21 protein-coding genes are annotated in these 21,819 nt (G+C 73.6%); 17 read left to right on the top strand and 4 right to left on the bottom strand.

Going from position 1 to position 21,819, the window contains the following annotated elements; genetic code table 11:
• Nucleotides 1-46 precede the first annotated feature (46 nt).
• From ACWAT2_RS17645 to ACWAT2_RS17610, 8 genes are read left to right on the top strand one after another with little or no spacing between them, the layout of a single operon-like run.
• A complete protein-coding gene (locus tag ACWAT2_RS17645) occupies nt 47-1,486 on the top strand; it encodes a dihydrolipoamide acetyltransferase family protein (protein WP_402377672.1) in 1,440 nt (479 codons plus the stop codon).
• Nucleotides 1,483-3,138, top strand: a complete 1,656-nt coding sequence (locus ACWAT2_RS17640) for a carboxyl transferase domain-containing protein (protein ID WP_402377669.1) — start codon at nt 1,483-1,485, stop codon at nt 3,136-3,138. The genes ACWAT2_RS17645 and ACWAT2_RS17640 overlap by 4 nt, the downstream gene beginning before the upstream one ends.
• Before the next feature lie 17 nt (nt 3,139-3,155).
• Complete coding sequence (locus tag ACWAT2_RS17635; protein WP_402377666.1) at nt 3,156-5,243, top strand: ATP-binding protein; 2,088 nt, start codon at nt 3,156-3,158, stop codon at nt 5,241-5,243.
• Nucleotides 5,240-6,433, top strand: coding sequence for an acyl-CoA dehydrogenase family protein (locus tag ACWAT2_RS17630; protein ID WP_402377664.1), 1,194 nt, complete (start codon nt 5,240-5,242; stop codon nt 6,431-6,433). The genes ACWAT2_RS17635 and ACWAT2_RS17630 overlap by 4 nt, the downstream gene beginning before the upstream one ends.
• 21 nt (nt 6,434-6,454) lie before the next feature.
• Entirely contained in the window at nt 6,455-6,949 is a 495-nt protein-coding gene (locus ACWAT2_RS17625) for a MaoC family dehydratase (protein WP_402377661.1), read from the top strand.
• Nucleotides 6,946-7,827, top strand: a complete 882-nt coding sequence (locus ACWAT2_RS17620; RefSeq protein WP_402377658.1) for an HpcH/HpaI aldolase/citrate lyase family protein — start codon at nt 6,946-6,948, stop codon at nt 7,825-7,827. Before ACWAT2_RS17625 ends, ACWAT2_RS17620 begins: the two co-directional genes overlap by 4 nt.
• Nucleotides 7,828-7,877: 50 nt before the next feature.
• Nucleotides 7,878-8,483, top strand: a complete 606-nt coding sequence (locus ACWAT2_RS17615) for a thymidine kinase (RefSeq protein WP_402377655.1) — start codon at nt 7,878-7,880, stop codon at nt 8,481-8,483.
• 52 nt (nt 8,484-8,535) lie between these two features.
• The gene (locus ACWAT2_RS17610) at nt 8,536-9,285 is read left to right on the top strand and encodes a ThuA domain-containing protein (protein WP_402377652.1); all 750 of its coding nucleotides are present in this window, start codon (nt 8,536-8,538) and stop codon (nt 9,283-9,285) included.
• On the opposite strand, the gene ACWAT2_RS17605 is transcribed toward ACWAT2_RS17610, so the two are convergent.
• Entirely contained in the window at nt 9,272-9,943 is a 672-nt protein-coding gene (locus tag ACWAT2_RS17605) for an AIM24 family protein (RefSeq protein WP_402377650.1), read from the bottom strand. The genes ACWAT2_RS17610 and ACWAT2_RS17605 overlap by 14 nt on opposite strands.
• Nucleotides 9,944-10,024: 81 nt before the next feature.
• Here ACWAT2_RS17605 and ACWAT2_RS17600 point away from each other — a divergent pair, with 81 nt between their 5' ends.
• On the top strand, nt 10,025-11,191 hold the full coding sequence (locus ACWAT2_RS17600; protein WP_402377648.1) for an MFS transporter: 1,167 nt from the start codon (nt 10,025-10,027) through the stop codon (nt 11,189-11,191).
• Here the strand turns inward: ACWAT2_RS17600 and ACWAT2_RS17595 are convergent.
• Nucleotides 11,078-12,019: a helix-turn-helix transcriptional regulator gene (locus ACWAT2_RS17595; RefSeq protein WP_402377646.1), complete on the bottom strand. Its 942-nt coding sequence runs from the start codon at nt 12,017-12,019 to the stop codon at nt 11,078-11,080. The two genes, ACWAT2_RS17600 and ACWAT2_RS17595, sit on opposite strands and share 114 nt — an antisense overlap.
• A gap of 81 nt (nt 12,020-12,100) precedes the next feature.
• Nucleotides 12,101-12,592: a tRNA (cytidine(34)-2'-O)-methyltransferase gene (locus tag ACWAT2_RS17590; RefSeq protein ID WP_402377643.1), complete on the bottom strand. Its 492-nt coding sequence runs from the start codon at nt 12,590-12,592 to the stop codon at nt 12,101-12,103.
• Nucleotides 12,593-12,671: 79 nt separating this feature from the next.
• On the opposite strand from ACWAT2_RS17590, the gene ACWAT2_RS17585 reads away from it, so the two are divergent.
• Entirely contained in the window at nt 12,672-13,784 is a 1,113-nt protein-coding gene (locus ACWAT2_RS17585) for an alcohol dehydrogenase family protein (RefSeq protein ID WP_402377641.1), read from the top strand.
• On the top strand, nt 13,771-14,838 hold the full coding sequence (locus tag ACWAT2_RS17580) for a proline racemase family protein (protein ID WP_402377640.1): 1,068 nt from the start codon (nt 13,771-13,773) through the stop codon (nt 14,836-14,838). The genes ACWAT2_RS17585 and ACWAT2_RS17580 overlap by 14 nt, the downstream gene beginning before the upstream one ends.
• Before the next feature lie 45 nt (nt 14,839-14,883).
• On the opposite strand, the gene ACWAT2_RS17575 is transcribed toward ACWAT2_RS17580, so the two are convergent.
• The gene (locus ACWAT2_RS17575; protein WP_402377637.1) at nt 14,884-15,960 is read right to left on the bottom strand and encodes a hypothetical protein; all 1,077 of its coding nucleotides are present in this window, start codon (nt 15,958-15,960) and stop codon (nt 14,884-14,886) included.
• Nucleotides 15,961-16,111: 151 nt separating this feature from the next.
• Here ACWAT2_RS17575 and ACWAT2_RS17570 point away from each other — a divergent pair, with 151 nt between their 5' ends.
• The 6 genes from ACWAT2_RS17570 to ACWAT2_RS17545 form a co-directional block, all read left to right on the top strand.
• Nucleotides 16,112-17,392 (top strand): hypothetical protein, encoded by a 1,281-nt coding sequence (locus tag ACWAT2_RS17570; RefSeq protein ID WP_402377634.1) that lies wholly within the window; start codon nt 16,112-16,114, stop codon nt 17,390-17,392.
• An 84-nt stretch (nt 17,393-17,476) separates the two neighbouring features.
• Nucleotides 17,477-17,695, top strand: coding sequence for a hypothetical protein (locus tag ACWAT2_RS17565; protein WP_402377632.1), 219 nt, complete (start codon nt 17,477-17,479; stop codon nt 17,693-17,695).
• Nucleotides 17,692-17,997 (top strand): DUF7455 domain-containing protein, encoded by a 306-nt coding sequence (locus ACWAT2_RS17560; protein WP_402377629.1) that lies wholly within the window; start codon nt 17,692-17,694, stop codon nt 17,995-17,997. Before ACWAT2_RS17565 ends, ACWAT2_RS17560 begins: the two co-directional genes overlap by 4 nt.
• A 106-nt stretch (nt 17,998-18,103) precedes the next feature.
• Nucleotides 18,104-20,356 carry a chemotaxis protein CheA gene (locus tag ACWAT2_RS17555; RefSeq protein ID WP_402377626.1) on the top strand — a complete coding sequence of 751 codons (2,253 nt, stop codon included), beginning with the start codon at nt 18,104-18,106 and terminating at the stop codon, nt 20,354-20,356.
• Complete coding sequence (locus ACWAT2_RS17550; protein ID WP_402377624.1) at nt 20,353-20,763, top strand: chemotaxis protein CheW; 411 nt, start codon at nt 20,353-20,355, stop codon at nt 20,761-20,763. The genes ACWAT2_RS17555 and ACWAT2_RS17550 overlap by 4 nt, the downstream gene beginning before the upstream one ends.
• A 50-nt stretch (nt 20,764-20,813) precedes the next feature.
• The coding region (locus tag ACWAT2_RS17545) for a HAMP domain-containing protein (protein ID WP_480049161.1) at nt 20,814-21,819 on the top strand (1,006 nt) is incomplete at its 3' end.

The following is a 21,819-nucleotide window of genomic DNA, read 5'->3' as shown; positions in this document are numbered from 1 at the left end:
GCGCGAGGAGCGGGGCACCGCAGCGGTCAGGCACGGAGGTGATGGCATGAGCACCCAGGAGTTCCTGCTCCCGGACCTCGGTGAAGGTCTGACCGAGTCGGAGGTGGTCGAATGGCGCGTGGGCCCGGGCGACACGGTCACCCTGAACCAGGTGATCGCGGAGGTCGAGACGGCCAAGGCGCTGGTGGAGATCCCCTCGCCGTACGCGGGGGTCGTGGCCCGGCTGCACGCCGAGGAGGGGCAGGTCGTCGAGGTCGGTGAGCCGCTGGTCACCTTCGACCTGGACGTGGCGGGCGGCGGCTCGGCCGCAGGCAACGGGACCGGCACCGGCGGCGCGTCGGCGGCCCCGGCGAGTCCCGCGCCCCGTGAGGAGCCCGCCGGATCGGACGCGACATCGGCGGACTCGTCGGCGTCGTCGGCCTCAGCGAGCTCGTCGGCCTCGGCGGCGTCCCCCGAGGAGGAGTCCCGCCCCAACCTGGTCGGCTACGGTGCCCGGGCAGCCCGGCGCGGCCGCCCGACCCGACGCCCGCGCAAGCCGGTCGCCACACCCGGTGTCCCGCCGTCGGACGGGGTGGCGCCCCGTGCCACCGCGAACCGGCGCGCCACCCCGGGGGTCCGGGCGACGGCGAAGCGGCTGGGCGTCGACCTGGCCCAGGTGACGGGCAGCGGCCCGGACGGACGGATCACGCGCGACGACGTCACGGCGGCCACGGGGGGCAGCACCCTCGGCACCCGGCCGGTACGGGCCGAGACCCGCGAGCCGGTGCGGGGCGTGCGCAAGCACACCGCCGCGGCGATGGTCGCCAGCGCGGCGATCCCGCAGGCCACCGTGCACCTGACCTGCGACGTGACGGCGCTGAAGGAGCTGCTGACCCGGCTGCGGGAGCACCCGCGCACCGCGGGCACCCGGCTGACGGTGCTCGCCCTGGTGGCCCGCGCGGTGCTGGTGCTGCTGCCGGACCATCCGGCGCTCGTCACGCGCTGGGAGGATTCCGACGACGGCCCGCAGCTGGTGCGCCCCGCGCACGTGAACCTCGGCATCGCGGTGGCGACCGACCGCGGGCTCGTGGTGCCGCACGTGCCGCACGCCGACGAGCTGTCCCTGGTCGGCCTGGCCCGAGCGCTCGGGGAGCTCGCCACGACGGCCCGCGCCGGGCGGACCCGCCCGGAGCGGCTCGCCGGGGGCACGCTGACGCTCACGAACGTGGGCGTCTTCGGGGTCGACTCGGGCACGCCGCTGCTCAACCCTGGCGAGTCCGCCATCCTCGGTATCGGGCGGCTCGCCCGGCAGCCGTGGGAGCACCACGGCGAGATCGCGCTGCGCGAGACGCTGACGCTCAGTCTCACGTTCGACCACCGGGTGGTCGACGGCGAGCAGGGCGCCCGGTTCCTCGCGGACCTCGGCGGGCTCCTGGCCGACCCGGGGCTGGCGCTGCTGCTCGGCGGCTCCGACGGCCCGGACGACGGCGAGGGGCGGGGCGCATGACCGTCCTCACCTCCGCCGTCGACCCGGCGAGCGACGCCGCCCGTGCGAACGCCGAGGCGCAGGGTGCGCTCGCGGCGACCCTGCGCGAACGGACGTCCGGGGCGGCACGGGGCGGCTCGGACGCTGCCCGCGAGCGCCACGTGGGGCGCGGCAAGCTGCTGCCGCGGGACCGGGTCGAGCGGCTGCTCGACCCGGGCAGCCCGTTCCTGGAGATCTCCCCGCTGGCCGCGTACGGGGTCGACGCCGGCCCGGGCGAGGTGGGCGCGTGGCCCGGTGCGGGCGTGGTCGCGGGCGTCGGCCGGGTGCGCGGGCGGCAGGTGATGGTGGTCTGCAACGATCCGACGGTCAAGGGCGGCACGTACCACCCGCTGACGGTCAAGAAGCACCTGCGGGCGCAGGAGATCGCGCTGGAGAACCGGCTGCCGTGCGTCTACCTGGTGGACTCGGGCGGGGCGTTCCTGCCCCGGCAGGACGAGGTGTTCCCGGACCGCGACCACTTCGGTCGGATCTTCTACCACCAGGCGCGGCTGTCGGCGGAGGGGATCCCGCAGATCTCCGCCGTGCTGGGCTCCTGTACCGCAGGCGGCGCGTACGTCCCGGCGATGAGCGACGAGACGGTGATCGTGCGGGGCCAGGGCACGATCTTCCTCGGCGGCCCGCCGCTGGTGAAGGCCGCGATCGGTGAGGTCGTCACGGCCGAGCAGCTCGGCGGGGGTGAGCTGCACGCGCGGCGCTCCGGCGTCGTCGACCATCTCGCCGAGGACGACGAGCACGCCCTGGACATCGTGCGCGACATCGTCGCGACGCTCCCGCCGGACCCGGAGCCTGCGTGGACCGTCGCGGAGGCCGAGGCGCCCGCCGTCGGCCCCGACGCCCCGGACGGGTCGGGTGGCGCGGGTCTGGACGCCGTGGTGCCCGCGGACGTCCAGCAGCCGTACGACCCGCGCGAGGTGATCGCGCGCGTCGTGGACGGCAGCAGGCTGCACGAGTTCAAGGCCGGGTACGGGACCACGCTGGTCTGCGGGTTCGCGCACGTGCACGGGCACCCGGTGGGGGTCCTGGCCAACCACGGCGTGCTCCTGCGCGAGTCGGCGCTCAAGGGTGCGCACTTCATCGAGCTGTGCGACCAGCGCGGCATCCCGCTGCTGTTCCTGCAGAACATCTCGGGGTTCATGGTGGGCACCGACGCCGAGGCGGGCGGCATCGCGAAGGACGGCGCCAAGATGGTCACGGCCGTGGCCACGGCCCGGGTGCCGAAGCTGACCGTCATCGTGGGCGGGTCGTTCGGCGCCGGGAACTACGCGATGTGCGGGCGGGCCTACTCCCCGCGGTTCCTGTGGACCTGGCCGGGCGCGCGGGTCTCGGTGATGGGCGGCGAGCAGGCCTCGGCCGTGCTGGCCACCGTCAAGCGCGACCAGGCGGACGCCCGGGGCCAGGAGTGGGACGCGCAGGACGAGTCGGAGTTCCGGCGCGAGATCCGCGACTCCTACGAGGCGGCAGGCAACCCGTACCACGCGACCGCCCGGCTGTGGGATGACGGCATCATCGAGCCGGGCGACACCCGCCGCGTGCTCGGCATGGCACTGGCGGTGTGCGCCCGCACGCCGCTCCCGACGACCGAGGGCCCGCGCTTCGGGCTCTTCCGGATGTGAGGACGGTGCCCACGGAGATGTTCAGCACAGTGCTGGTAGCCAACCGTGGCGAGATCGCCTGCCGTGTGATCGGCACGTTGCGCCGGCTCGGCGTCCGCTCGGTCGCGGTCCACACGGACGCCGACGGCGGGTCGCGGCACGTGCGCGAGGCCGACGTCGCGGTGTCCCTCGGCCCGGCCCGCGCGTACCTGGACGTCGAGGCGGTGGTCGCGGCCGCCGTCGGCGCCGGTGCCGAGGCGATCCACCCCGGCTACGGCTTCCTGTCGGAGAACCCGGAGCTCGCCCGCGCCTGCGAACGCGCCGGGCTGGTGTTCGTCGGTCCGCCGGCCGCGGCGATCGAGGCGATGGCCGACAAGGTCGCGGGCAAGCGGCTCGTCGCCGGCCGGGGCGTGCCCGTGCTGCCCGGCACGCTGGACGCGGGGCCCGACGACCGAGGGCTCGACGACCCGGAGCTCGTCGCGGCCGCGGCCGACGTCGGTTACCCGCTGCTGGTCAAGCCGGTGGCCGGGGGCGGCGGCAAGGGCATGGTGGTGGTCCGGGAAGCCGACGGCCTGCCCGCGGCGCTGGCCTCCGCGCGCCGGGTGGCGACGTCGGCGTTCGGCGACGACAGGCTGCTGCTCGAGCGGTTGGTGGAACGTCCGCGGCACGTCGAGGTGCAGGTGCTCGCGGACACCCGTGGCGCCGTCGTGCACCTCGGCGAGCGGGAGTGCACGCTGCAGCGCCGCCACCAGAAGATCGTCGAGGAGGCTCCGTCGCACGCCGTCGACGACGCGACGCGCGAGCGGCTCGGCGCGGCGGCCTGCGAGGTGGCCCGGTCGGTCGGCTACGTCGGTGTCGGCACGGTGGAGTTCCTCGTGCCGGCGGACGCTCCCGACGACTTCGCGTTCATCGAGATGAACACCCGCCTGCAGGTGGAGCACCCGGTCACCGAGATGGTCACCGGTCTGGACCTCGTGGCGGCCCAGCTCCGGGTCGCCGCCGGCGAGCCGTTGTGGTTCGCCCAGCAGGACGTGCGGCTCACCGGCCACGCGGTCGAGGCCCGGGTGTACGCGGAGGCGCCCGCCCGCGGGTTCCTGCCGTCGGTGGGCCGCGTGGACGTGTTCGACGACGCGGGGGTGGGCGCCGGTCCCGACGCGTTCCCGCTCCGGCTGGACGCGGGTGTCGCGAGCGGCGACGAGGTGTCGGGGGACTACGACCCGATGCTCGCCAAGGCCGTCGCGCACGGCACGGACCGCGACCAGGCCCTGGCGCGCCTCGACGGGCTGCTCGCCCGGACGGCGGTGCTCGGTGTCGAGACGAACGTCGGGTTCCTGCGCGACCTGCTCGCCGACCCGGACGTCCGCGCGGGCAAGCTCGACACGGGCCTCGTGGACCGGTTCGTGGAGCCCGCGGAGCAGCCCGGAGCCGGTGCACAGCCGGCCGAGCCCGACGGGACCGCGCTGGTGGTCGCCGCGCTGCTCGCCGGTACATCCGCGCCCGGCACCAGCACCGGCAGCGGGACCCGCGACCCGTGGGCGCCGGACGGCTGGCGGCTCAACGCCGCGCCCGTATCCCGCCCGGTCGCCCTGCGCGACGCGGCCGGCACCGTCCTCGACCTCGAGGTCACCGGCTCCCGCGACGCCGCCACGGTGGCGGGTGGCGGCGTGGACGACGGCGGCAGCCCGGTCCGGGCGTCCCTGCGGCCGGCCGGTGGTCCGCCGCACCGGCGGCTGCTCACGGCCGAGGGGCGCACGGTCCTGGTGCACGTGCTGGAACGGGACGGCGCCGTGTGGGTCGCCGTCGAGGGCCGCACCAGCGTGCTCACCGTCCTGGACCGCACCGAGCGCGCCGCGGTGCGCCGGAGCGGGAAGGCCGCCACCGCCGAGCCGGGCGCGCCCGCCACGGGTCCCACCGAGATCCGGGCGCAGATGCCCGGCACGGTGACCGCCACCCATGCCGAAGGTCCCGTCGATGCCGGCGCCGCCGTCGTCGTCGTCGAAGCCATGAAGATGGAACACCCCCTCACCGCACCCGCCGCAGGGACCCTGCGTCTCGTGGTGCACCCGGGCGACCAGGTCCGCCTCGACCAGGTGGTCGCCGTCGTCGAACCCGAAGGAGCGTCATGATCGCCGATACCGCCGCGACCGTCCTGACCGACGGGCAGCGCAAGCTCAGCCAGACGGTGCGTGAGTTCGCCGACGAGGTCGTCGCGCCGGCCGCCTACCGGTACGACACGGAGCGCCGCCTGCCGATGGAGATCATCGCGCAGATGGGTGAGCTCGGGCTGTTCGGGCTGCCGTTCCCGCGTGACGTGGGCGGCCAGGACGAGGACTACGTCTCGCTGTGCCTCGCCGTCGAGGCGCTCGCCCGGGTGGACCAGTCCATCGCGGTGACGCTCGAGGCCGGGGTCGGGCTCGGCATCATGCCGATCTTCCGGCACGGCACGCCCGAGCAGAAGGAGCGCTGGCTGCCCGACCTGGTGGCCGGCCGGGCGCTCGCGGCGTTCGGGCTCACGGAGGCCGGCGCGGGGTCCGACGCGGGGGCGACGCAGACCCGGGCGCGGCTCGAGGAGGGCCCGGACGGGGACGAGTGGGTGATCGACGGGACCAAGCAGTTCATCACCAACTCCGGCACCCCGATCACCAGCGTCATCACCGTCACGGCCGTGACGGGGGAGCGGGTCGGCAGCGACGGCGTCGTGCGCCCCGAGCTCTCCTCCATCCTGGTGCCTGCGGGGACGCGCGGCCTGACCGTGGGCGAGCCGTACGACAAGGTCGGCTGGCACACCTCCGACACCCACCCGCTGACGCTCGACGGCGTCCGCGTGCCGGCGTCGAACCTCCTCGGCGAGCGCGGCCGCGGGTACGCGAACTTCCTGCGCGTGCTCGACGAGGGACGGATCGCGTTCGCCGCGCTGGCCACCGGCGCCGCCCAGGGCTGTCTGGAGGAGGCGCTGCGGTACGCGAATGAGCGCACGGTGTTCGGCCACTCCATCGGGAGCAACCAGCACGTCGCGTTCACTCTGGCGCGGATGCAGGCCCGCGTGCACGCGGCGCGGCTCTGCTGGTTGGACGCCGCGCTGAAGCTCACGCACGGCAAGCCGTTCAAGGCCGAGGCGTCGGTCGCGAAGCTCACGGCCGGCGAGGCGGCGATGGCGAACGCGCGTGACGCGTCGCAGATCTTCGGCGGGTACGGGTTCCTCAACGAGAACCCCGTCGCCCGGCACTACCGCGACTCGAAGATCCTCGAGGTCGGCGAGGGCACCACCGAGGTGCAGCTCATGGTCATCGCCCGGGACCTGGGGCTGACGGCATGAGCGCGGGAGCGAGGGGCAGCGATGCGTGACGAGATCCAGCGGGGCCTCTACCACGACGAGCTCGACGAGGGCGTGCGCTACGTGCACCGACCGGGGCGCACCCTCACCGAGGCGGACAACACGCTGTTCACGTCGGTGACGATGAACCCGCAGGGGTTGCACCTGGACGCGGCCTGGGCGGCGACCCAGCCGTTCGGCAGGCCGCTGATGAACTCGATGCTCACGCTCGCCACGCTCGTCGGGCTGAGCGTCGCCCACCTGACCCGCGGCACGATCGTGGCGAACCTGGGGTTCACGGAGATCCGCTTCCCCGCGCCGATGTTCCACGGCGACACCCTCTACGGGGCGACGACGGTGCTCGACAGGCGGCTCTCCGCCTCGCGGCCCGGCACGGGGATCGTCACGCTCGAGCACGTCGGGACCAACCAGGACGACGTCGAGGTCGCCCGGGCCGTGCGCACGGTGATGATGTGGACCCGGGCCGGGCACGAGCAGGCCGGGAAGGACGAGCCGTGACACCAGAACCCTTCACCCTCGGCCCGGCGCTGCTGTTCTGCCCGGCGGACCGGCCCGACCGGTTCGACAAGGCGGCACGGCGGGCCGACGGCGTGATCCTCGACCTGGAGGACGGCGTCGACCCGGCCGGACGCCCGGCCGCACGCCGGGCGCTGCTCGAGCACCCGCTCGACCCGGCGCGCACCGTCGTCCGCGTCAACGCCGTCGGGACGCCCGACCACGAGGCCGACCTCGCGGCGCTCGCGGGCACCGCGTACACCACCGTGATGCTGCCGAAGGCGGACGGGAGGTTCGTCGGACCCCTGTTGCGCGCAGACGGCGCCCCTTACGCGGTGGTGGCCCTGTGCGAGACGGCGGCCGGCGTGCTCGCCGCCCCGGCGCTCGCGATGCGACCCGACGTGGTGGCCCTCGCCTGGGGCGCGGAAGACCTCGTCGCGTCCCTCGGCGGGACGTCCAGCCGGCACCCCGACGGCACCTACCGCGACGTGGCCCGGCACGCCCGGTCGACCGTGCTGCTCGCGGCGGGCGCGGTCGGCAAGGCCGCGGTCGACGCCGTGCACGTCGACCTGGACGACCTCGACGGCGTCGCGGCGGAGGCCCGGGACGCGGCGGCGTGTGGGTTCACCGCCACGATGTGCGTGCACCCGCGCCACGCGGCCGCGGTCCGGGAGGCGTACACGCCGCCGGACCAGGAGGTCGAGCGCGCCCGCAGGCTGCTCGAGGGCGCCGGGGTGCCGCCGTCGGGCGGGGCCGTGCGGGCGGAGGGGCGCATGGTCGACGAACCGGTGCTGCGGCACGCGCGCACGGTGCTCGCCCGAGCGGCGAGGGCAGCCGGGGCCGCCGTCGTCGCCGCCGAAGGAGCCGGCCCCGAGCGTTAAGGTGCTTCCGGCGGGCGCCCGGCCCGCCGCGGACCGCAGGGAGGTGCCCGGTGGAGCTGTCGCTGGTGCTCGGCCCGATGAAGTCCGGCAAGTCGCTCGACCTCATCGCGCAGGTCGCCCCGCTGGCCTACTCGCGGCTGAGCTGCGCCGTCGTGCAGTCGGCGCGCCACGTGCGCGACGCGCGGATCGTCTCGCGCACCGGTGCCTCGCTGCCGACGCTCAAGCTGGAGACGCTCGAGCCGCTGCTGCACACCACCGAGGACGTCGTCGCGATCGACGAGGTCCACATGTTCACCCCGGCGGACGTCCGGGTCGTCGAGGAGCTGGTGCTGCGCGGCACCAAGGTGCTGGCGTGCGGCATCGACCTGGACCACCGCGGCGAGCTGTTCGCGACGATCCGTGCCCTGCTGGAGCTGGGCCCCACGGACGTCCGCTACCGCCGCGCTGTGTGCGACCGCTGTCAGGACCTGCACGCCGCGTTCACCCAGGTGCTCTGCGACGGAGTGCCGTTCCTCGAGCCGCTGGGCGCGTCCGAGCCGATCCCGGACGACGGCACCTTCACCTACGAGGCGCTGTGCCGCCGCTGCTTCGTGCTGCCCGAGACCGCGATCGTCACCGGGTCGCCGGGCGTGCCGCGGGCGACCGCGCACCCGTAGGGACGGTCCTGCGACCCCTGCCGGCATCCCGGGAACGTGGCACGATCACGTCGTGACGACGACGCCCGCCGAAGAGTCCGAGAACCCGCACCGCGTCCTGGTGCTGGCCGGTCGCGGCCGGTACGAGGACCCGTGGCACGACCATGCCGCGACCAGCCACCGCCTCGCGCTCGTGCTCGCCGAGCTGGAGCACGACGGCCGCCCGACCGACGTCGTCGTCCGCTCGGTCTTCCCCCACGCCCTGGCCGACCTGGAGGACGTCGACCTGCTCGTCGTGAACGCCGGGACGTCCTGGCCCGGCTACCTGGAGGCCGGCATCGGGCCCGACGACGACGCGTGGGCGCCGTTCCACGTCGACCTCGAGGCCTGGGCGCGCGCAGGCGGGCGGATCCTCGCCCTGCACCAGTCGGCGAACACGTTCCGCGACGCGCCGGGCTGGGAGGAGATCCTCGGCGGCCGCTGGGTGCCGGAGACGTCGTACCACCCGCCGTTCGGCCCGACCACCGTGACCCTGGCGACCGGCGGGCACGCCATCGTCGCCGGGGCCGCCGCGACCGTCGAGCTCCTCGACGAGAGGTACTGCGCCCTGCGCGTCGCGCCGTCGTCGGAGGTGCTCGGCTGGGTGCCCGACGAGGACGGCGAGCCGCAGCCGGTCGTGTGGGCCACCGAGGCGCACGGCGGCCGCACCGTGTACTGCGGACCGGGTCACGACGTGCGCGCCTACGACTCCGCGGGCTATCGACGCCTGCTCCTGCGGGCCGCCACCTGGCTGCTGGCCGGGGCCTCGATCAGTCGGTCTTGACCGGCGGGTGGCCCTCCGAGGCCTGCACGACGACGAACCCCTGACCGCTGAGCCCCAGCTGGTACGCCTCGCCGGAGCCGCGCCCGATGACGGCGCCGAGCTTGGCCGTCTTGCGGACCGAGCTGGACAGCGTGGTCGACCAGAGCACGACGGACTGCATGTCCACGAAGGTCGGCTCGTCGACGTTCAGCACCACCGGGGTGCCGTACGCCGTGACGGCGAGCGCCCCGGTGCCGGTGAACGTGGTGTTGAAGAGCCCGCCGGTGAGCATCGAGGCACCCTGGACCCGGTTGATGTCCCAGGTCAGCGTGCTCTCGAAGGCCAGGATGTTGGCACCGCTGACGGTGACGCTCTCGTTCTCCAGGTAGAGGACGAACACCTCGTCGGCGTCCTGCGCGAGGAACACGTCGCCGCGCCCCGAGACCTTCATCAGCGACATGCCCTCGCCGGTGAAGGCCTTCTTGAACAGCTTGGTCACGGACCCGCTGCCCTCGTAGTCGAAGCCGACGTCGCCCTGGTAGGCCACCATCGAGCCCTGCTTGGCGTAGAAGAACCCGCCAGAGCCGGTCAGGTCGACCTTGAGCATGTGCTTGTTCGCGAGCTGGAAGCTGCCGGGCTCGCCCTCGGGTTCGGTGTGCTGGAACAGGTGTGAGCGCATGGGCCCATCCTGCGGCATCCCGGTCAACATCGTGCGGCGATCGATCAACTTCTCCCGCTCGCGTCGGCACAGCATGGGCAGGTGACCACCTCGACACGCACCCCCACCCCGACCACGACGGCACGAGCGACCTGGACGCCCGTCCTCACGCTCACCTTCGGCATCGCGATGCTGGTCTCCAGCGAGTTCCTGCCGGCCGGGGTGCTGCCCGGCCTGGCCGCGGACCTCGGCATCACCGAGGGGACGGCGGGCCTGGCGGTGGCGGCCACCGCCGTCGCCGGATTCCTCACCGCCCCGACGATCGCCGTCGTCCTGCCCCGGACGGACCGGCGCACCGTGCTGGTCGCGCTGCTGGCGATCGGCGCGGTGGCCAACCTGATCGTCGCCGTCGCTCCCGTGTTCGCCGTGCTGCTGGTCGGCCGGCTGTTGCTGGGCGTGGCGGTCGCCGGCTACTGGGCGTTCGCGTTCGCCGCCGGCATCCGCGCGGTGCCGGGCCGGGCCGCCACGGTCTCGACCACGCTGGCCCTGGGGGTCAGCGTCGCCACCATCGCCGGGGTGCCGCTGGGCTCGCTGCTCGGCGACCAGCTCGGCTGGCGGGTGGTGTTCGGCCTCGCCGCGGCGCTCACCGCGGTCAGCGCCGCCGGCGTCTGGTTCGCGATGCCGAGCGTGCCCGCGCAGCCGGGCGCCGGTCTGGCGATGCTGCGGCAGGCGCTCACGCACCGGCGGCTCATGCTCGGCATCACGTTCCTGTTCGTGGCGGTGCTGGGCAACTTCGCCGCGTACCCGTTCATCCGCCTCGCGATCGAGCGGGTCGACGTCGCGATGGTCGCCCTGCTGCTGCTCCTGTGGGGGCTGGGCGGGCTCGCCGGCAACCTCGCCGCGGGGTCGTTGTCGCGCCGGCTGCGGCTCGCGACGACTCTCGGGCCGGCGTTGTTCGGCGTGGCGCTGGCGACGCTGGCCGGCGCCTCCTCGCTGTGGGTCGTCGTGCCGGCCGTGGTCCTGTGGGGCTTCGGGATGAACATGGTCCCGGTGGCGACCCAGCTCTGGGTCACGACGGCGGAGCCCCGGCGCACCGAGTCGGCGCTCGCTCTGCAGGTGACCGCCTTCCAGGCCGCGATCACGCTGGGCTCCGTGCTAGGCGGCCGGCTGCTCGACGGTGCAGGCCTGACGCCGGTGCTCCTGACCGGCGCCGTCCTCGCGGTGATCGGCGCCGCCGGCTTCGCCACCCTCCGCGGTCGACCGGCATGACCCGGCCCGCCAGCACCGCGGCGTCATGCCGTGCACGGCGGTGAAGGCCCGGCTGAACGCGGCGACGGACCCGTAGCCCACGGCGAACGCGACGTGGGTGACCGAGTGGTCGGCGTCGGCGAGGAGCTCGCGGGCACGGCGCATGCGGACCTCACGGACGAACTGCAGAGGGCTGTTGGCCAGCGCCTCGCGGAACCGTTCGCCGAGGCTGGACCGGCTCAGGTGCGCCAGGCGCGCGAGCTCTTCGAGCGTCCACGGGTGAGCCGGGTCGCGCAGGACGGCGGCCACGACCCGGCCGACCTCGGGCGCGAGGCCCGCCGGGACGATCGGGTCGCCGGCCCGCTCCAGCCGGTGCTTGCGCATCGCCGCGGCGATGAGCTCGCCGTAGCTCGCGGCGAAGTGGTTCAGGTGCTGCGCCGTGGACACGGGGCAGAGCTCGACCAGGGCCGTGACCCCACGGTTCGCGGTGCCGAACCCGCGGGCGACGTAGTGCTCCGGCAGGGGCGGTTCGCCGCCCGCCTGGCGCACCGAGGCCAGGACGAGCCGCGCGGTGGTCGTCGCGGCGACGCGGTAGGCGTGCGCGCGGCCGAGGAAGGCGGCGTCGTGCGGGCCGAGCACCTCGGTGGACTGCCACGACTCGACCGCGAGCTCGCCGTCGAGGACCAGGAGCCATGCGGACGGCCCGGGCAGATGGACCGTGGCACCGGCCTCCACGGTGCGGACGCTCGATCCGGTGAGCTCCCAGCGGGCGGTCGGTGCGCCGTCGTCGACGACGGCGTGGAGCTCTCCGGCGCGGGCGGCGGGCGGTGCGGGCTCCAGGGCGACCATGACCGGGTCAGCGCGGTCCGGGGCAGGTCTATTCCGAGAGCCTGCGTCCGGGCCGGACGCCGGGGCCGGTCCCGGCGGGACTCACGCGCCGACGAACCCTGTCTGGCGCCAGGCCTCGTAGACGGCGATCGAGGCGGCGTTCGTCAGGTTGAGCGAGCGTCGCCCGGCCAGCATCGGGATCCGCACCTGGTCGGTGACCCGTGGGTGGGCCAGCACGTCGTCGGACAGCCCGGTGGGCTCGGGACCGAAGAGCAGCACGTCGCCCGGTGCGTACTCGACGGAGGTGAACGGCGTCGTCGCCTGGGTGGTGAACGCGAAGACGCGCGCACCGGGGAGCGTGTCGAGGACGGCGTCGAGGCTCGGGTGCACGTCCATGACCGCCAGGTCGTGGTAGTCGAGCCCGGCGCGCTTCAGCTTCGCCTCGGAGAGGTCGAACCCGAGCGGCTCCACGAGGTGCAGGCGCGCCCCGGTCACGGCGGCGAGCCGGATCGCGGACCCGGTGTTGCCGGGGATGCACGGCTCGAAGTACACGACGTGGGCGAACGGGGACGACGGCTGGTCTGGCTGGGGCACGACGCCGATTCTCCCACCCCCGCGAATCCGATCGGCGCTTCGCGGAGCGGACGCCAGGGGGCGCCCCTAGTGTCGAAAGATGGAACCGATACCGGACCTGATGAAGGCGGTGCAGCTCGTCGGTCACGGCGGGCTCGACCAGCTGGTGTATCGCGACGACGTGCCCACCCCCGCGCCCGACGCGGGTGAGGTGCTGATCGACGTCCATGCCTGCGGCATGAACAACACGGACGTCTGGGTGCGCGAAGGCGCCTACGGCTCCGAGACCGACGCCGCGGAGGTGTCCACGTGGCGGCGTGGCCGGTCCACCCTCGAGTTCCCGCGCATCCAGGGCACGGACACCGTCGGGGAGATCGTCGCTGTCGGTGACGGCGTCCCGCCCGAGCGGGTCGGGACACGCGTCATGGTCGACTTCTCGATCTACAACCGGCCCGAGGGCGACGACTCGCTGGCCGACATCGACTACATCGGCCACGGCCGTGACGGCGGGTACGCCGAGTACGTGGCCGTGCCGGCCGAGAACGCCTACGAGATCACGGCCGACATCTCCGACGCCGAGCTGGCGACGTTCTGCTGCGCCTACTTGACCGCCGAGCAGATGCTCGACCGTTCGCGGCTGGCCGACGGCGAACGCGTCCTGGTGACGGGTGCTTCGGGAGGAGTGGGCTCGGCGATCGTCCAGCTCGCGCGGGTCCGGGGCGCGATCCCGTACGCCGTGACCAGCGCCGGCAAGGAGGAGGCCCTGCGGGAGATCGGCGCCGAGGGCACGATCCTGCGCGACGTCGAGGACCTCGTCGCCGAGGTGGAGCGCGTGGTCGACGGGCCGGTGGACGTGGTCGCGGACCTCGTGGCCGGGCCGATGTTCAACGACCTGCTGCGCATCCTGCGCCCCGAGGGCCGCTACAGCACGGCGGGCGCCATCGGCGGGCCCGTGGTCGACCTCGACCTGCGGACCATGTACCTCAAGCAGCTCGAGCTGCACGGCTCCTCCCAGGGCACGCGGACCGCGTTCCGCCGCCTGGTCCGCTACATCTCCGACGGCGAGATCAAGCCGCTGCTCGACCGCACGTTCCGGCTCTCCGACTTCCACGAGGCGCAACGCACCTTCATGAGCAAGACGTACATCGGCAAGCTGGTCGTGGTCCCCGACCGGCACTGGGACACCGTGGGAGCGCCGCATGTCGCCTCGTGAACGCACCCTGCACCTCATCGACACCCAGTCCGGGGGTGACGTCAGCCGGATCGTCACCGAGGGCGTCGAGCTCATCCCGGGCACCAGCGTGCTCGAGAAGGCACGCTACCTGGAGCGTGAGGGTGACGGCCTGCGACGGCTGCTGCTCTCCGAACCGTACGGCGACCCCGCCATGTCCGTGGACCTGATCGTCGAGCCGAGCCACCCCGAGGCCCAGGCCGGCTACATCATCATGGAGGCGATGGGCTACCCGCTGTACTCCGGGTCCAACACCATCTGCACCGCCACGGCGCTGCTGTCCAGCGGGATGATCCCGATGCGCTCCGACGACGGCCTGCAGAGCGTGGTGCTGGAGTCGCCCGCCGGGCTCGCGCGGATCACGGCCCGGATCACCGACGGCCGCGTCGCCTCGATCACCACCCAGGGCGAGCCCGCGTACGTGGCCGAGGAAGGGCTGCGCGTCGAGGTGCCGCACTACGGCGAGGTGAGCTTCGACCTGGTGTGGAGCGGTGCCTACTACGCGCTGATCGACGCGGCCGCGTACGGGTTCCGCATCAACGCGGAGGAACAGATCGCGCTGACGGCGTTCGGCGACGCGTTCGTCCGGGCCGCCAGGCCAGGTCTGCTGCAGGAGCATCCCGAGCTGGGCGACGTCGGCCCGCTGCCGTTCGCCCACTTCATGGGGGAGGTCCGCGGTGCGGGACCGGGTCGTCTCGAGTCGCCGTCGGCCACGTACGTCCACCCGGGAGTGATCTGCCGGAGCCCGACCGGGACCGGGACGTCCGCACGGTTGGCCCTCATGGTGCAGCGCGGAGAGATCGCGGAGGGCGACGCGCTGGAGACGATCTCACCGCGCGGCAGCAGGTTCGTCGGCACGGTGCTGGGCGAGGCTCACGTGGGTGCGTACCGTGCGCTGCACTCCACGATCACCGGGTCGGCGCGGCTCATGGCGCACTCGCAGATCACGGTCGACCTGGACGACCCGCTCGTGGACGCCTCCGACCTGGAGCACGTGCTCGCCGTCCAGGAGGCCACCGCAGCCCCGGAACGGTGAGCCGGGACGGGGTGGCCGGCCGGACCGGCAACGGGTGGCCGTCGGTCAGGCGATCTGTCTCGCTGCGGCACCGATGGCGGCGATGCGGTCGCGTACCTCGGCGGTCTCGATCGCGACGCGCAGGCCGAGGCGCTCGATCCCGAGCGCCGAGGTCTCGGCGACGGTTCCGAGGACGGCACGCAGGACGTCGGCGGCGGCCCGCGCCTGCTCGGTGGTGGTGGCCCGGTCCGCCCGTGCTGTGGCGAGCCCCAGCGCCATCCCGACGTCGTCCGCACCCTCGGTGCCGGGCGACATGAAGGTCGAGGCCAGTCGGGCGAGGAGGCCGAGCCGCCGGGTGGTCTCCCGCGTCGTCAGGCGCTCGCCCATGAGGCGGACCGTCGCCTCTCCCAGCTCGCGAGCCACGAGGGCGCACGAGGCGTCGAGCAGGTCGTCGACGTAGGTCCGTGAGCCGCCCGGCGCGACGAGGGGGCGTCGAACCCGGTCCGAGGCCCAGCCCGGGTCACGGCCGTGGGCACGCAGGAACCGATCGAGGTCGACGGCGTCGAGAGCGTCGTCAGGCTCGCCGTCGAGCCATTCCTGGATGCGGACGACGTCCGCGGGGTCGTCGACGTCGAGGCCCACCGTGGCCAGCACGTCGAGCCAGCTTCCCGTCGCGGGGTCGAACAACGGGACGAGATGGTCGTCCTGCGGGCCGGCCGGGCGCAGCACGTGCTCGCGTCCCGGGTCGTGCAGCAGCAGCCATCGCTCGCCGTCGACGACGACGGGGCTCGCCTCGGTCATCTCCAGCACCACCCGGGTGGCCCACTCGTCGTAGGTCTCGCCCTCCAGGTCGCCCGTCACCGGGTCACGACGGGCGACGGGTGAACCGAGGCGTGCGGGGAGCCACAGCAGCGGGTGCCACATCGCCTCCGGACGGAGCCGTGGCCACCGGCGGCGACCTGCGGGGACGGTCCACGGCATCGGCAGCGGGCTCGCCGACAGGGGGGACAGCAGCAGGTCGTGCTCGTCGAGTCCGGAGAAGGCCTGCCACACGGGGAGGCGCTGCGCGGTGTCGATCACCGACGCGGGCAGGAGCAGGTGCTCTGCCGGTACGTCGTCGAGCGCTCTGCGCCTGTGCTCCACGGTGGTCCTCTCCTCGAGCGGGGTTCGAGGCACCTATGCCGGGCGGCGGTGCGCCAGCCGTGTGATCGGGAACCGGCCATGTGTGCGAGATCACAGCGTCGGGGGCGTCCAGCGGGCCGATTCTCGCGAGCGCCCCGCACACACGCATGTCATGCAGACCTTGACCGTCGCCTCCGACGCCTCCGCCGCCACCCCGAGCACCAACGACCGGGTGCAGGTCCACGACCATGCCAGCGACGAGCTGGACCACCTCACCGCCGACCTGGCACGCCGGGTGCGCGCCGGCTCCGTCGTCGAGAAGGACGCTCGCATGGCGATCTTCGAGGCCGTCTTCCGGACCGGCATCGTCGCCTCGGAGACGCAGCGCTACTGCCATCGACACAACGTGGCACGGTACCTGCACGACGACATGGTCGAGGCGGCCGTCGACTTCTACACCCGCAAGATCCTGGACCTGCCGAGCACCGAGGGCGCCGCGGACTCGCGGGGGCGCAACGGCACCAAGTTCTTCGACCTCGAGGTGTTCGCCGACGGAGCGAGCGCGGCCGGCTCGATCCGCCAGGCGCTCAGCGACTACACGCTGATGCACCGCACCCTGTTGCGCAGCGTCCGGTCCGCCCGTCGCGTCGGCCAGGTCGTCTCGACCGACCTGCTGGAAGGCACCGTCGACGCCGACGGCCGTCTCGCCGGACTGTTGCACGAGCTCCCCGTCGAGCCCGACCCGGCCGCCGAGGTCGTCGACGCCGGCCGCGCCGCCCGGCTCGACCACCTCTACGAGGTGCATGCCGGCGCGGCGGCACGCCAGCGGGGCGTGCTCCGGGCGCACATCGACGCCGCGGCGGTCCGCGCCGCCTTCGACCTGCCCGAGCTGGACCGCCCCGTCGACCCCGACGTGCGGGCGCGCCTGCTGGCGTGGGTGGACGTGGACGAGATGCTCGCGCTGCAGTCGGTCGTCGCCATCCTCCTGCCGGCTCGTGCGAGCGATCTGCGCGCCGAGCGGCTCACCCGGCTCTGGTCGGCGTTCAGCCTCGAGCAGCTGACCGAGCTCGCCGAGCACGAGTACGGCCGGCGGATGGCGCAGCTGCTCGTGCGTGACGCGCTGGCGGACCGGGCACGCCCGGGGCGCCCCGCTGTCTCGCGCACCCGCGTCGCTGTGAAGCGTGCGGTCGCCGGCCGCGGGGTCGACGCGTCGTGGGGCGCGGAGCTCACCGCCGTCTTCCTCGAGCACGAGCACGAGGCCCGCTCCGCCTGGGACCCCGACCGCGGGGTGGGTGGCCCGACCCGCGACACCGGCCGCTACCTGCGTGCGCTCGAGGCCGCGGCAGCGCTGCCCGGTGCGCCGCTCGGCCGCACGCCGGTCGAGGTGCGCGACACCCTGGCGGGACTCGTGGCCGACGCCCGCCAGCCGGCGCGGCAGGCCAAGTCCGTGTGACCTGAGGGGAGACCGGCGTGGACGCTCCATAGGACGTCCGGAGCGCCGGGCACCGCTACGGCGAGAGACGAAGAGGAGACGCTCATGGCTGCTAACCCCGCATCCCCACGGCGGACCATCGCGGAGCGCACCACTCCGCTGACCAAGGAGATCGCGCGACGTCGCTCCGGCGCCGCACTGACCCCCGGCGAGGTGCACGAGCAGATCTCGTCGCTGGTGGACGAGCTGGTTCGCCAGGGGATGACCCGCGTCCAGGCCGGCGGGCTCGTGAACCGTGCCGTGGCCAAGGCGCTCGGAGCGTGAGCACCCTGCGGCGCCCCTGGGAGTCGCTGCCGTCGCCCGTCATCGACGACCCGTTCGCGGCGTCGTTCGTCCGGGCCGGCGACGCCGGGCCGGCACCGGCCCGCTGTGATGCCTGCCACGCGATCGCACGGGTGCGTGTCGGTATCGCGGAGCACGGAGACCTCGACTTCTGCTGGCCCGACTTCCTGGCGCACGAGCAGGCGCTCGCCGACGGCGGGTACGTCGCGACCTCCTCCCGGACCGGGCACTGGTCACACGTATCGCCGCCCCACGACGGCGGCCCTGCTGCCGACAGTGGTTGATGACGACCTCCGGCCCGGAGGCGGACGGGGCACCAGTGCGGTGCCCCGTGGACACACCGCCCGCCAGGGCGCACGGATCGCGCCAGTGATGGCGGGGAGGGGCGAGATGGACGAGATGGACGAGATCGTCCACGAGTTCTTGGTCGAGTCCTATGAGAACCTCGATCAGCTCGACCAGGACCTCGTAGCGCTCGAGAGCGACCCGTCGTCGCGCTCCTTGCTGAGCAGCATCTTCCGCACGGTGCACACGATCAAGGGCACCAGCGGCTTCCTCGGCTTCGGCAACCTGGAGCGGGTGTCGCACGTCGGCGAGTCGCTCCTGTCCGAGCTGCGCGACGGCAAGCGGTCCATGGACCAGCCCACGGCCGACGTGCTGCTGGCGCTGGTCGACACGCTGCGCGAGATCCTCGCGAAGATCGAGGCCGGCAGCGGCGACGACGTCGACGTCGCGACGATGGTCGAGCGCATCGCCGCCGTCCAGGCGGGCACCGCCGCACCGGCCGCGGACACGCCGGAGCCCGAGCCCGCGCCGGAGCCCGTCGCGGAACCGGCGCCGGAACCCGTGCCTGCGCCGACGCCCGATGCCGGGCCCTCGGTGCCGTCCGTCACTGAGCCGCCGGCCGAGGCCACGGTCGAGACGCACGCACGCAACGCTGCCGACGGCTCGATCCGCGTGGACGTCGACCTGCTCGACACCCTCATGCGACAGGTGGGCGAGCTCGTCCTCGTCCGCAACCAGATCGACAGGATCGCGGGTGCACGGGACGACCAGGAGACCAAGCGCTCCGCGCAGCGGCTGAGCCTCATCGCCTCGGAGCTGCAGGAGGGCGTCATGCGTACCCGTATGCAGCCCATCGAGCACGTGTGGTCGAAGATGCCGCGCGTCGTGCGCGACCTGTCCCGCAGCCTGGGCCGCGACGTGCGGATCGAGATGACCGGTGGTGACACGGAGCTCGACCGCTCGCTGCTCGAGGCCGTCAAGGACCCGCTGACCCACCTGGTGCGCAACGCCGTCGACCACGGCATCGAGGACCCGGAGCGCCGTCGTGCCGACGGGAAGCCCGGACAGGGCGTCGTCACGCTGCGCGCGTACCACTCGAACGGCCAGGTCGTGGTGGAGATCTCCGACGATGGCGCGGGCATCGACCCCGCGCGCGTCGGCCGCACCGCCGTCGACAGGGGCCTGCGTACCGCGGCCGAGGTCGCGGCGATGGCGGAGCCCGAGCTGCTCGACCTGCTGTTCACGGCAGGCTTCTCCACCGCCGCCAAGATCACCAACGTGTCCGGGCGCGGCGTCGGCATGGACGTGGTGCGCACCAACATCGAGTCCATCGGCGGCTCCGTGGACGTCGAGTCCCGGGTCGGCGTGGGGACGACGTGGCGGATGCGCATCCCGCTGACGCTGGCCATCATGCCTGCCCTCACGGTCACGTGCGGGGGCTCGGTCTACGCGATCCCGCAGGTCAGCCTGCTGGAGCTGGTGGCCCTCGGCGACCAGCAGGGCCGGATCGAGCACGTGGGTTCTGCCCCGGTCTTCCGGCTGCGCGGCGCCCTGCTGCCCCTGATCTCCCTGGCGGAGGTGCTGGGCCTCGAGCCCGGCGACGACCGCGTGATCGCCGTCGTCGAGGCCGACGACCAGCGCTTCGGCGTCATCGTGGACCGCGTCCTGAACATGGAGGAGATCGTCGTCAAGGCGATCGCCAGCCGGCTCAAGCAGATCGGCATGTATGCGGGCGCGACCGTGCTGGGTGACGGCAAGGTGGCACTCATCCTCGATCTCCAGGCGATCGCGCGCCGGGTGCTCACCGCCGACGCCGCAGGCCTCGCCCGCGCGCACGTGCGAGACGTCGCCCAGGGCGCCGGGGCCACGGAGCAGATGCTCGTGGTCGGGGCGGGGGACCGCCGCGTCGCGATCCCGCTGGCCGCGGTCACCCGCCTCGAGCGGATCCGTGCGGACCGGATCGAACGGGTCGGGGCCCGCGAGGTCTTGCAGTACCGCGGGGCTCTGCTGGCCCTGGTGCGGCTGGACCAGCTGCTCGGGGCCGGGGGTGGCCTGTCGTCCGACGAGCTCGACGTCGTGGTCTACACGCGCGGCGGCCGCAGCATCGCGATGGCCGTCACCGAGATCGTCGACATCGTCGAGGACGACGCGCAGCGGCGCAGCGACATCGACGACCAGGGGCTGCTCGGCTCCACCGTGCTCAAGGACCGTGTCACCGAGCTGCTCGACGTCCGCAGCGCCGTCCAGGCGGCCGACCCTGGCTTCTTCGACGACCTCGAAGCCGGCGGCTTCGACGAGCTCACCGATCCCGACGACGCGACGGCCGACCACGGTCCGTCGCTGGCAGGTGCCCGATGACCACTCAGCTCGTGACGTTCACGCTGGCCGACCGGCTGTGCGGGATCCTCGTCGACCAGGTCCAGGAGGTCCTGCCGGGCCGGGCGCGCACCAACGTGCCGCTCGCGCCCGACGACGTGGCCGGTCTCGTCAACCTGCGCGGACAGGTCGTGCTCTCCGTCGACCTGCGCCGACGCCTCGGGATGCCGCCGCGCGAGGACGACCAGATGATGGTCGTCGTCTTCGTCGGCGACGAGACCGTGAGTCTCCTCGTCGACCGCATCGGCGACGTCCTCACGGTCGACGACGAGCAGTTCGAGGCCCCGCCCCAGACGCTCCCCGACCAGCTGCGGGCCGTGATCCGCGGCACCTACAAGCTCTCCGACCGGTTGCTGCTCGCGCTCGACGTCGACGCCGCCGCCTCGTGAGCACGCCCGCTAGCCCTCTCCTTCCTTCCTCGTCCCTGTCAGGAGCCCCCATGTCCGAGATCTCCACGCCGGGCGCCCGTCGGCGCCGCTTCACCGACCTCTCCGTCCGAACGAAGATCCTCACCGCACTCGGCGTCCTCGCCGCCGTGCTCGTCCTCGTCGTCGGCTTCGCGGTGCAGAGCCTTCGCTTCGCGTCCGCCGACACGGCATCGGTCGCGGGCGTGGCTGACTCGCTGCTGCGCGGCAACGCGATGGTGGACCACGGCACCCAGGAGGCGTGGCGGCTGACGTACCAGTACGACATCGTCGAGGGGGAGGCTCGTGCGGCGACGGTCGAGCAGATGGCCGAGACGGACTCCGGGGTCGCCGAGCAGATCGCCGCGATCGATGCGACGCTCGACGCGGCAGGGGTTCAGGAGCCGAGCTGGGACGAGTTCAAGAGCTCCTGGGCTCAGTGGCTCGAGTTCCGTGACTCGACGCTCTTGCCGGCCGTCGACGCCAACGACGTGACCGCGGAGATCCAGTCCGCGAACGACGAGATCATCGAGTCCTACCGTGCCGCGCTCACCGCCTCGGGCGACGGTGTGTACGCCTACCTCGACACCGTCGCGAACGACGCGGCCGACAACGCGTCGCGGACCCGCGTGCTGATGATCGTGTTCGCGGCCGGCGGTCTCCTGATCTCGGTGGTGTACGGCGTCCGTGTGGCGAACAGCGTCCGCCGCTCCGCCCGTCAGGTGCAGCACTCGCTCGGAGCGCTCGCCGCAGGCGACCTCACCGTGCACCCGGACGTCGACAGCCAGGACGAGCTGGGCCAGATGGCTCGTGCGCTGAGGACCGCGCAGGACAACCTGAGGGGGATCATCGCCGAGGTGGCGGGGACGTCCGAGGCCGTCGCTGCGGCGACGGCGCAGCTGTCCGCGACCGGGACCCAGTTCTCCGCCGGCTCTGAGGAGACCGCGGCCCAGTCGGGTGTCGTGGCGTCGGCGGCGGAGCAGGTGTCGCAGAACGTGCAGACGGTGGCTGCGGGTGCTGAGGAGATGGGTGCGTCGATCC

Source organism: Isoptericola sp. GX10416 (assembly GCF_056590155.1).
Note: the sequence above shows the minus strand (reverse complement) of the source record. Positions and strands in the feature narration are given on the sequence as shown.

Bases quoted from the DNA above. Each gene is read 5' to 3' on its own strand.
- ACWAT2_RS17645 (WP_402377672.1), top strand. From the start codon at position 47: ATGAGCACCCAGGAGTTCCTGCTCCCGGACCTCGGTGAAGGTCTGACC.
- ACWAT2_RS17640 (WP_402377669.1), top strand. From the start codon at position 1,483: ATGACCGTCCTCACCTCCGCCGTCGACCCGGCGAGCGACGCCGCCCGT.
- ACWAT2_RS17635 (WP_402377666.1), top strand. From the start codon at position 3,156: ATGTTCAGCACAGTGCTGGTAGCCAACCGTGGCGAGATCGCCTGCCGT.
- ACWAT2_RS17630 (WP_402377664.1), top strand. From the start codon at position 5,240: ATGATCGCCGATACCGCCGCGACCGTCCTGACCGACGGGCAGCGCAAG.
- ACWAT2_RS17625 (WP_402377661.1), top strand. From the start codon at position 6,455: ATGCGTGACGAGATCCAGCGGGGCCTCTACCACGACGAGCTCGACGAG.
- ACWAT2_RS17605 (WP_402377650.1), bottom strand. From the start codon at position 9,943: ATGCGCTCACACCTGTTCCAGCACACCGAACCCGAGGGCGAGCCCGGC.
- ACWAT2_RS17595 (WP_402377646.1), bottom strand. From the start codon at position 12,019: ATGGTCGCCCTGGAGCCCGCACCGCCCGCCGCCCGCGCCGGAGAGCTC.
- ACWAT2_RS17585 (WP_402377641.1), top strand. From the start codon at position 12,672: ATGGAACCGATACCGGACCTGATGAAGGCGGTGCAGCTCGTCGGTCAC.
- ACWAT2_RS17580 (WP_402377640.1), top strand. From the start codon at position 13,771: ATGTCGCCTCGTGAACGCACCCTGCACCTCATCGACACCCAGTCCGGG.
- ACWAT2_RS17570 (WP_402377634.1), top strand. From the start codon at position 16,112: ATGCAGACCTTGACCGTCGCCTCCGACGCCTCCGCCGCCACCCCGAGC.
- ACWAT2_RS17565 (WP_402377632.1), top strand. From the start codon at position 17,477: ATGGCTGCTAACCCCGCATCCCCACGGCGGACCATCGCGGAGCGCACC.
- ACWAT2_RS17555 (WP_402377626.1), top strand. From the start codon at position 18,104: ATGGACGAGATGGACGAGATCGTCCACGAGTTCTTGGTCGAGTCCTAT.
- ACWAT2_RS17550 (WP_402377624.1), top strand. From the start codon at position 20,353: ATGACCACTCAGCTCGTGACGTTCACGCTGGCCGACCGGCTGTGCGGG.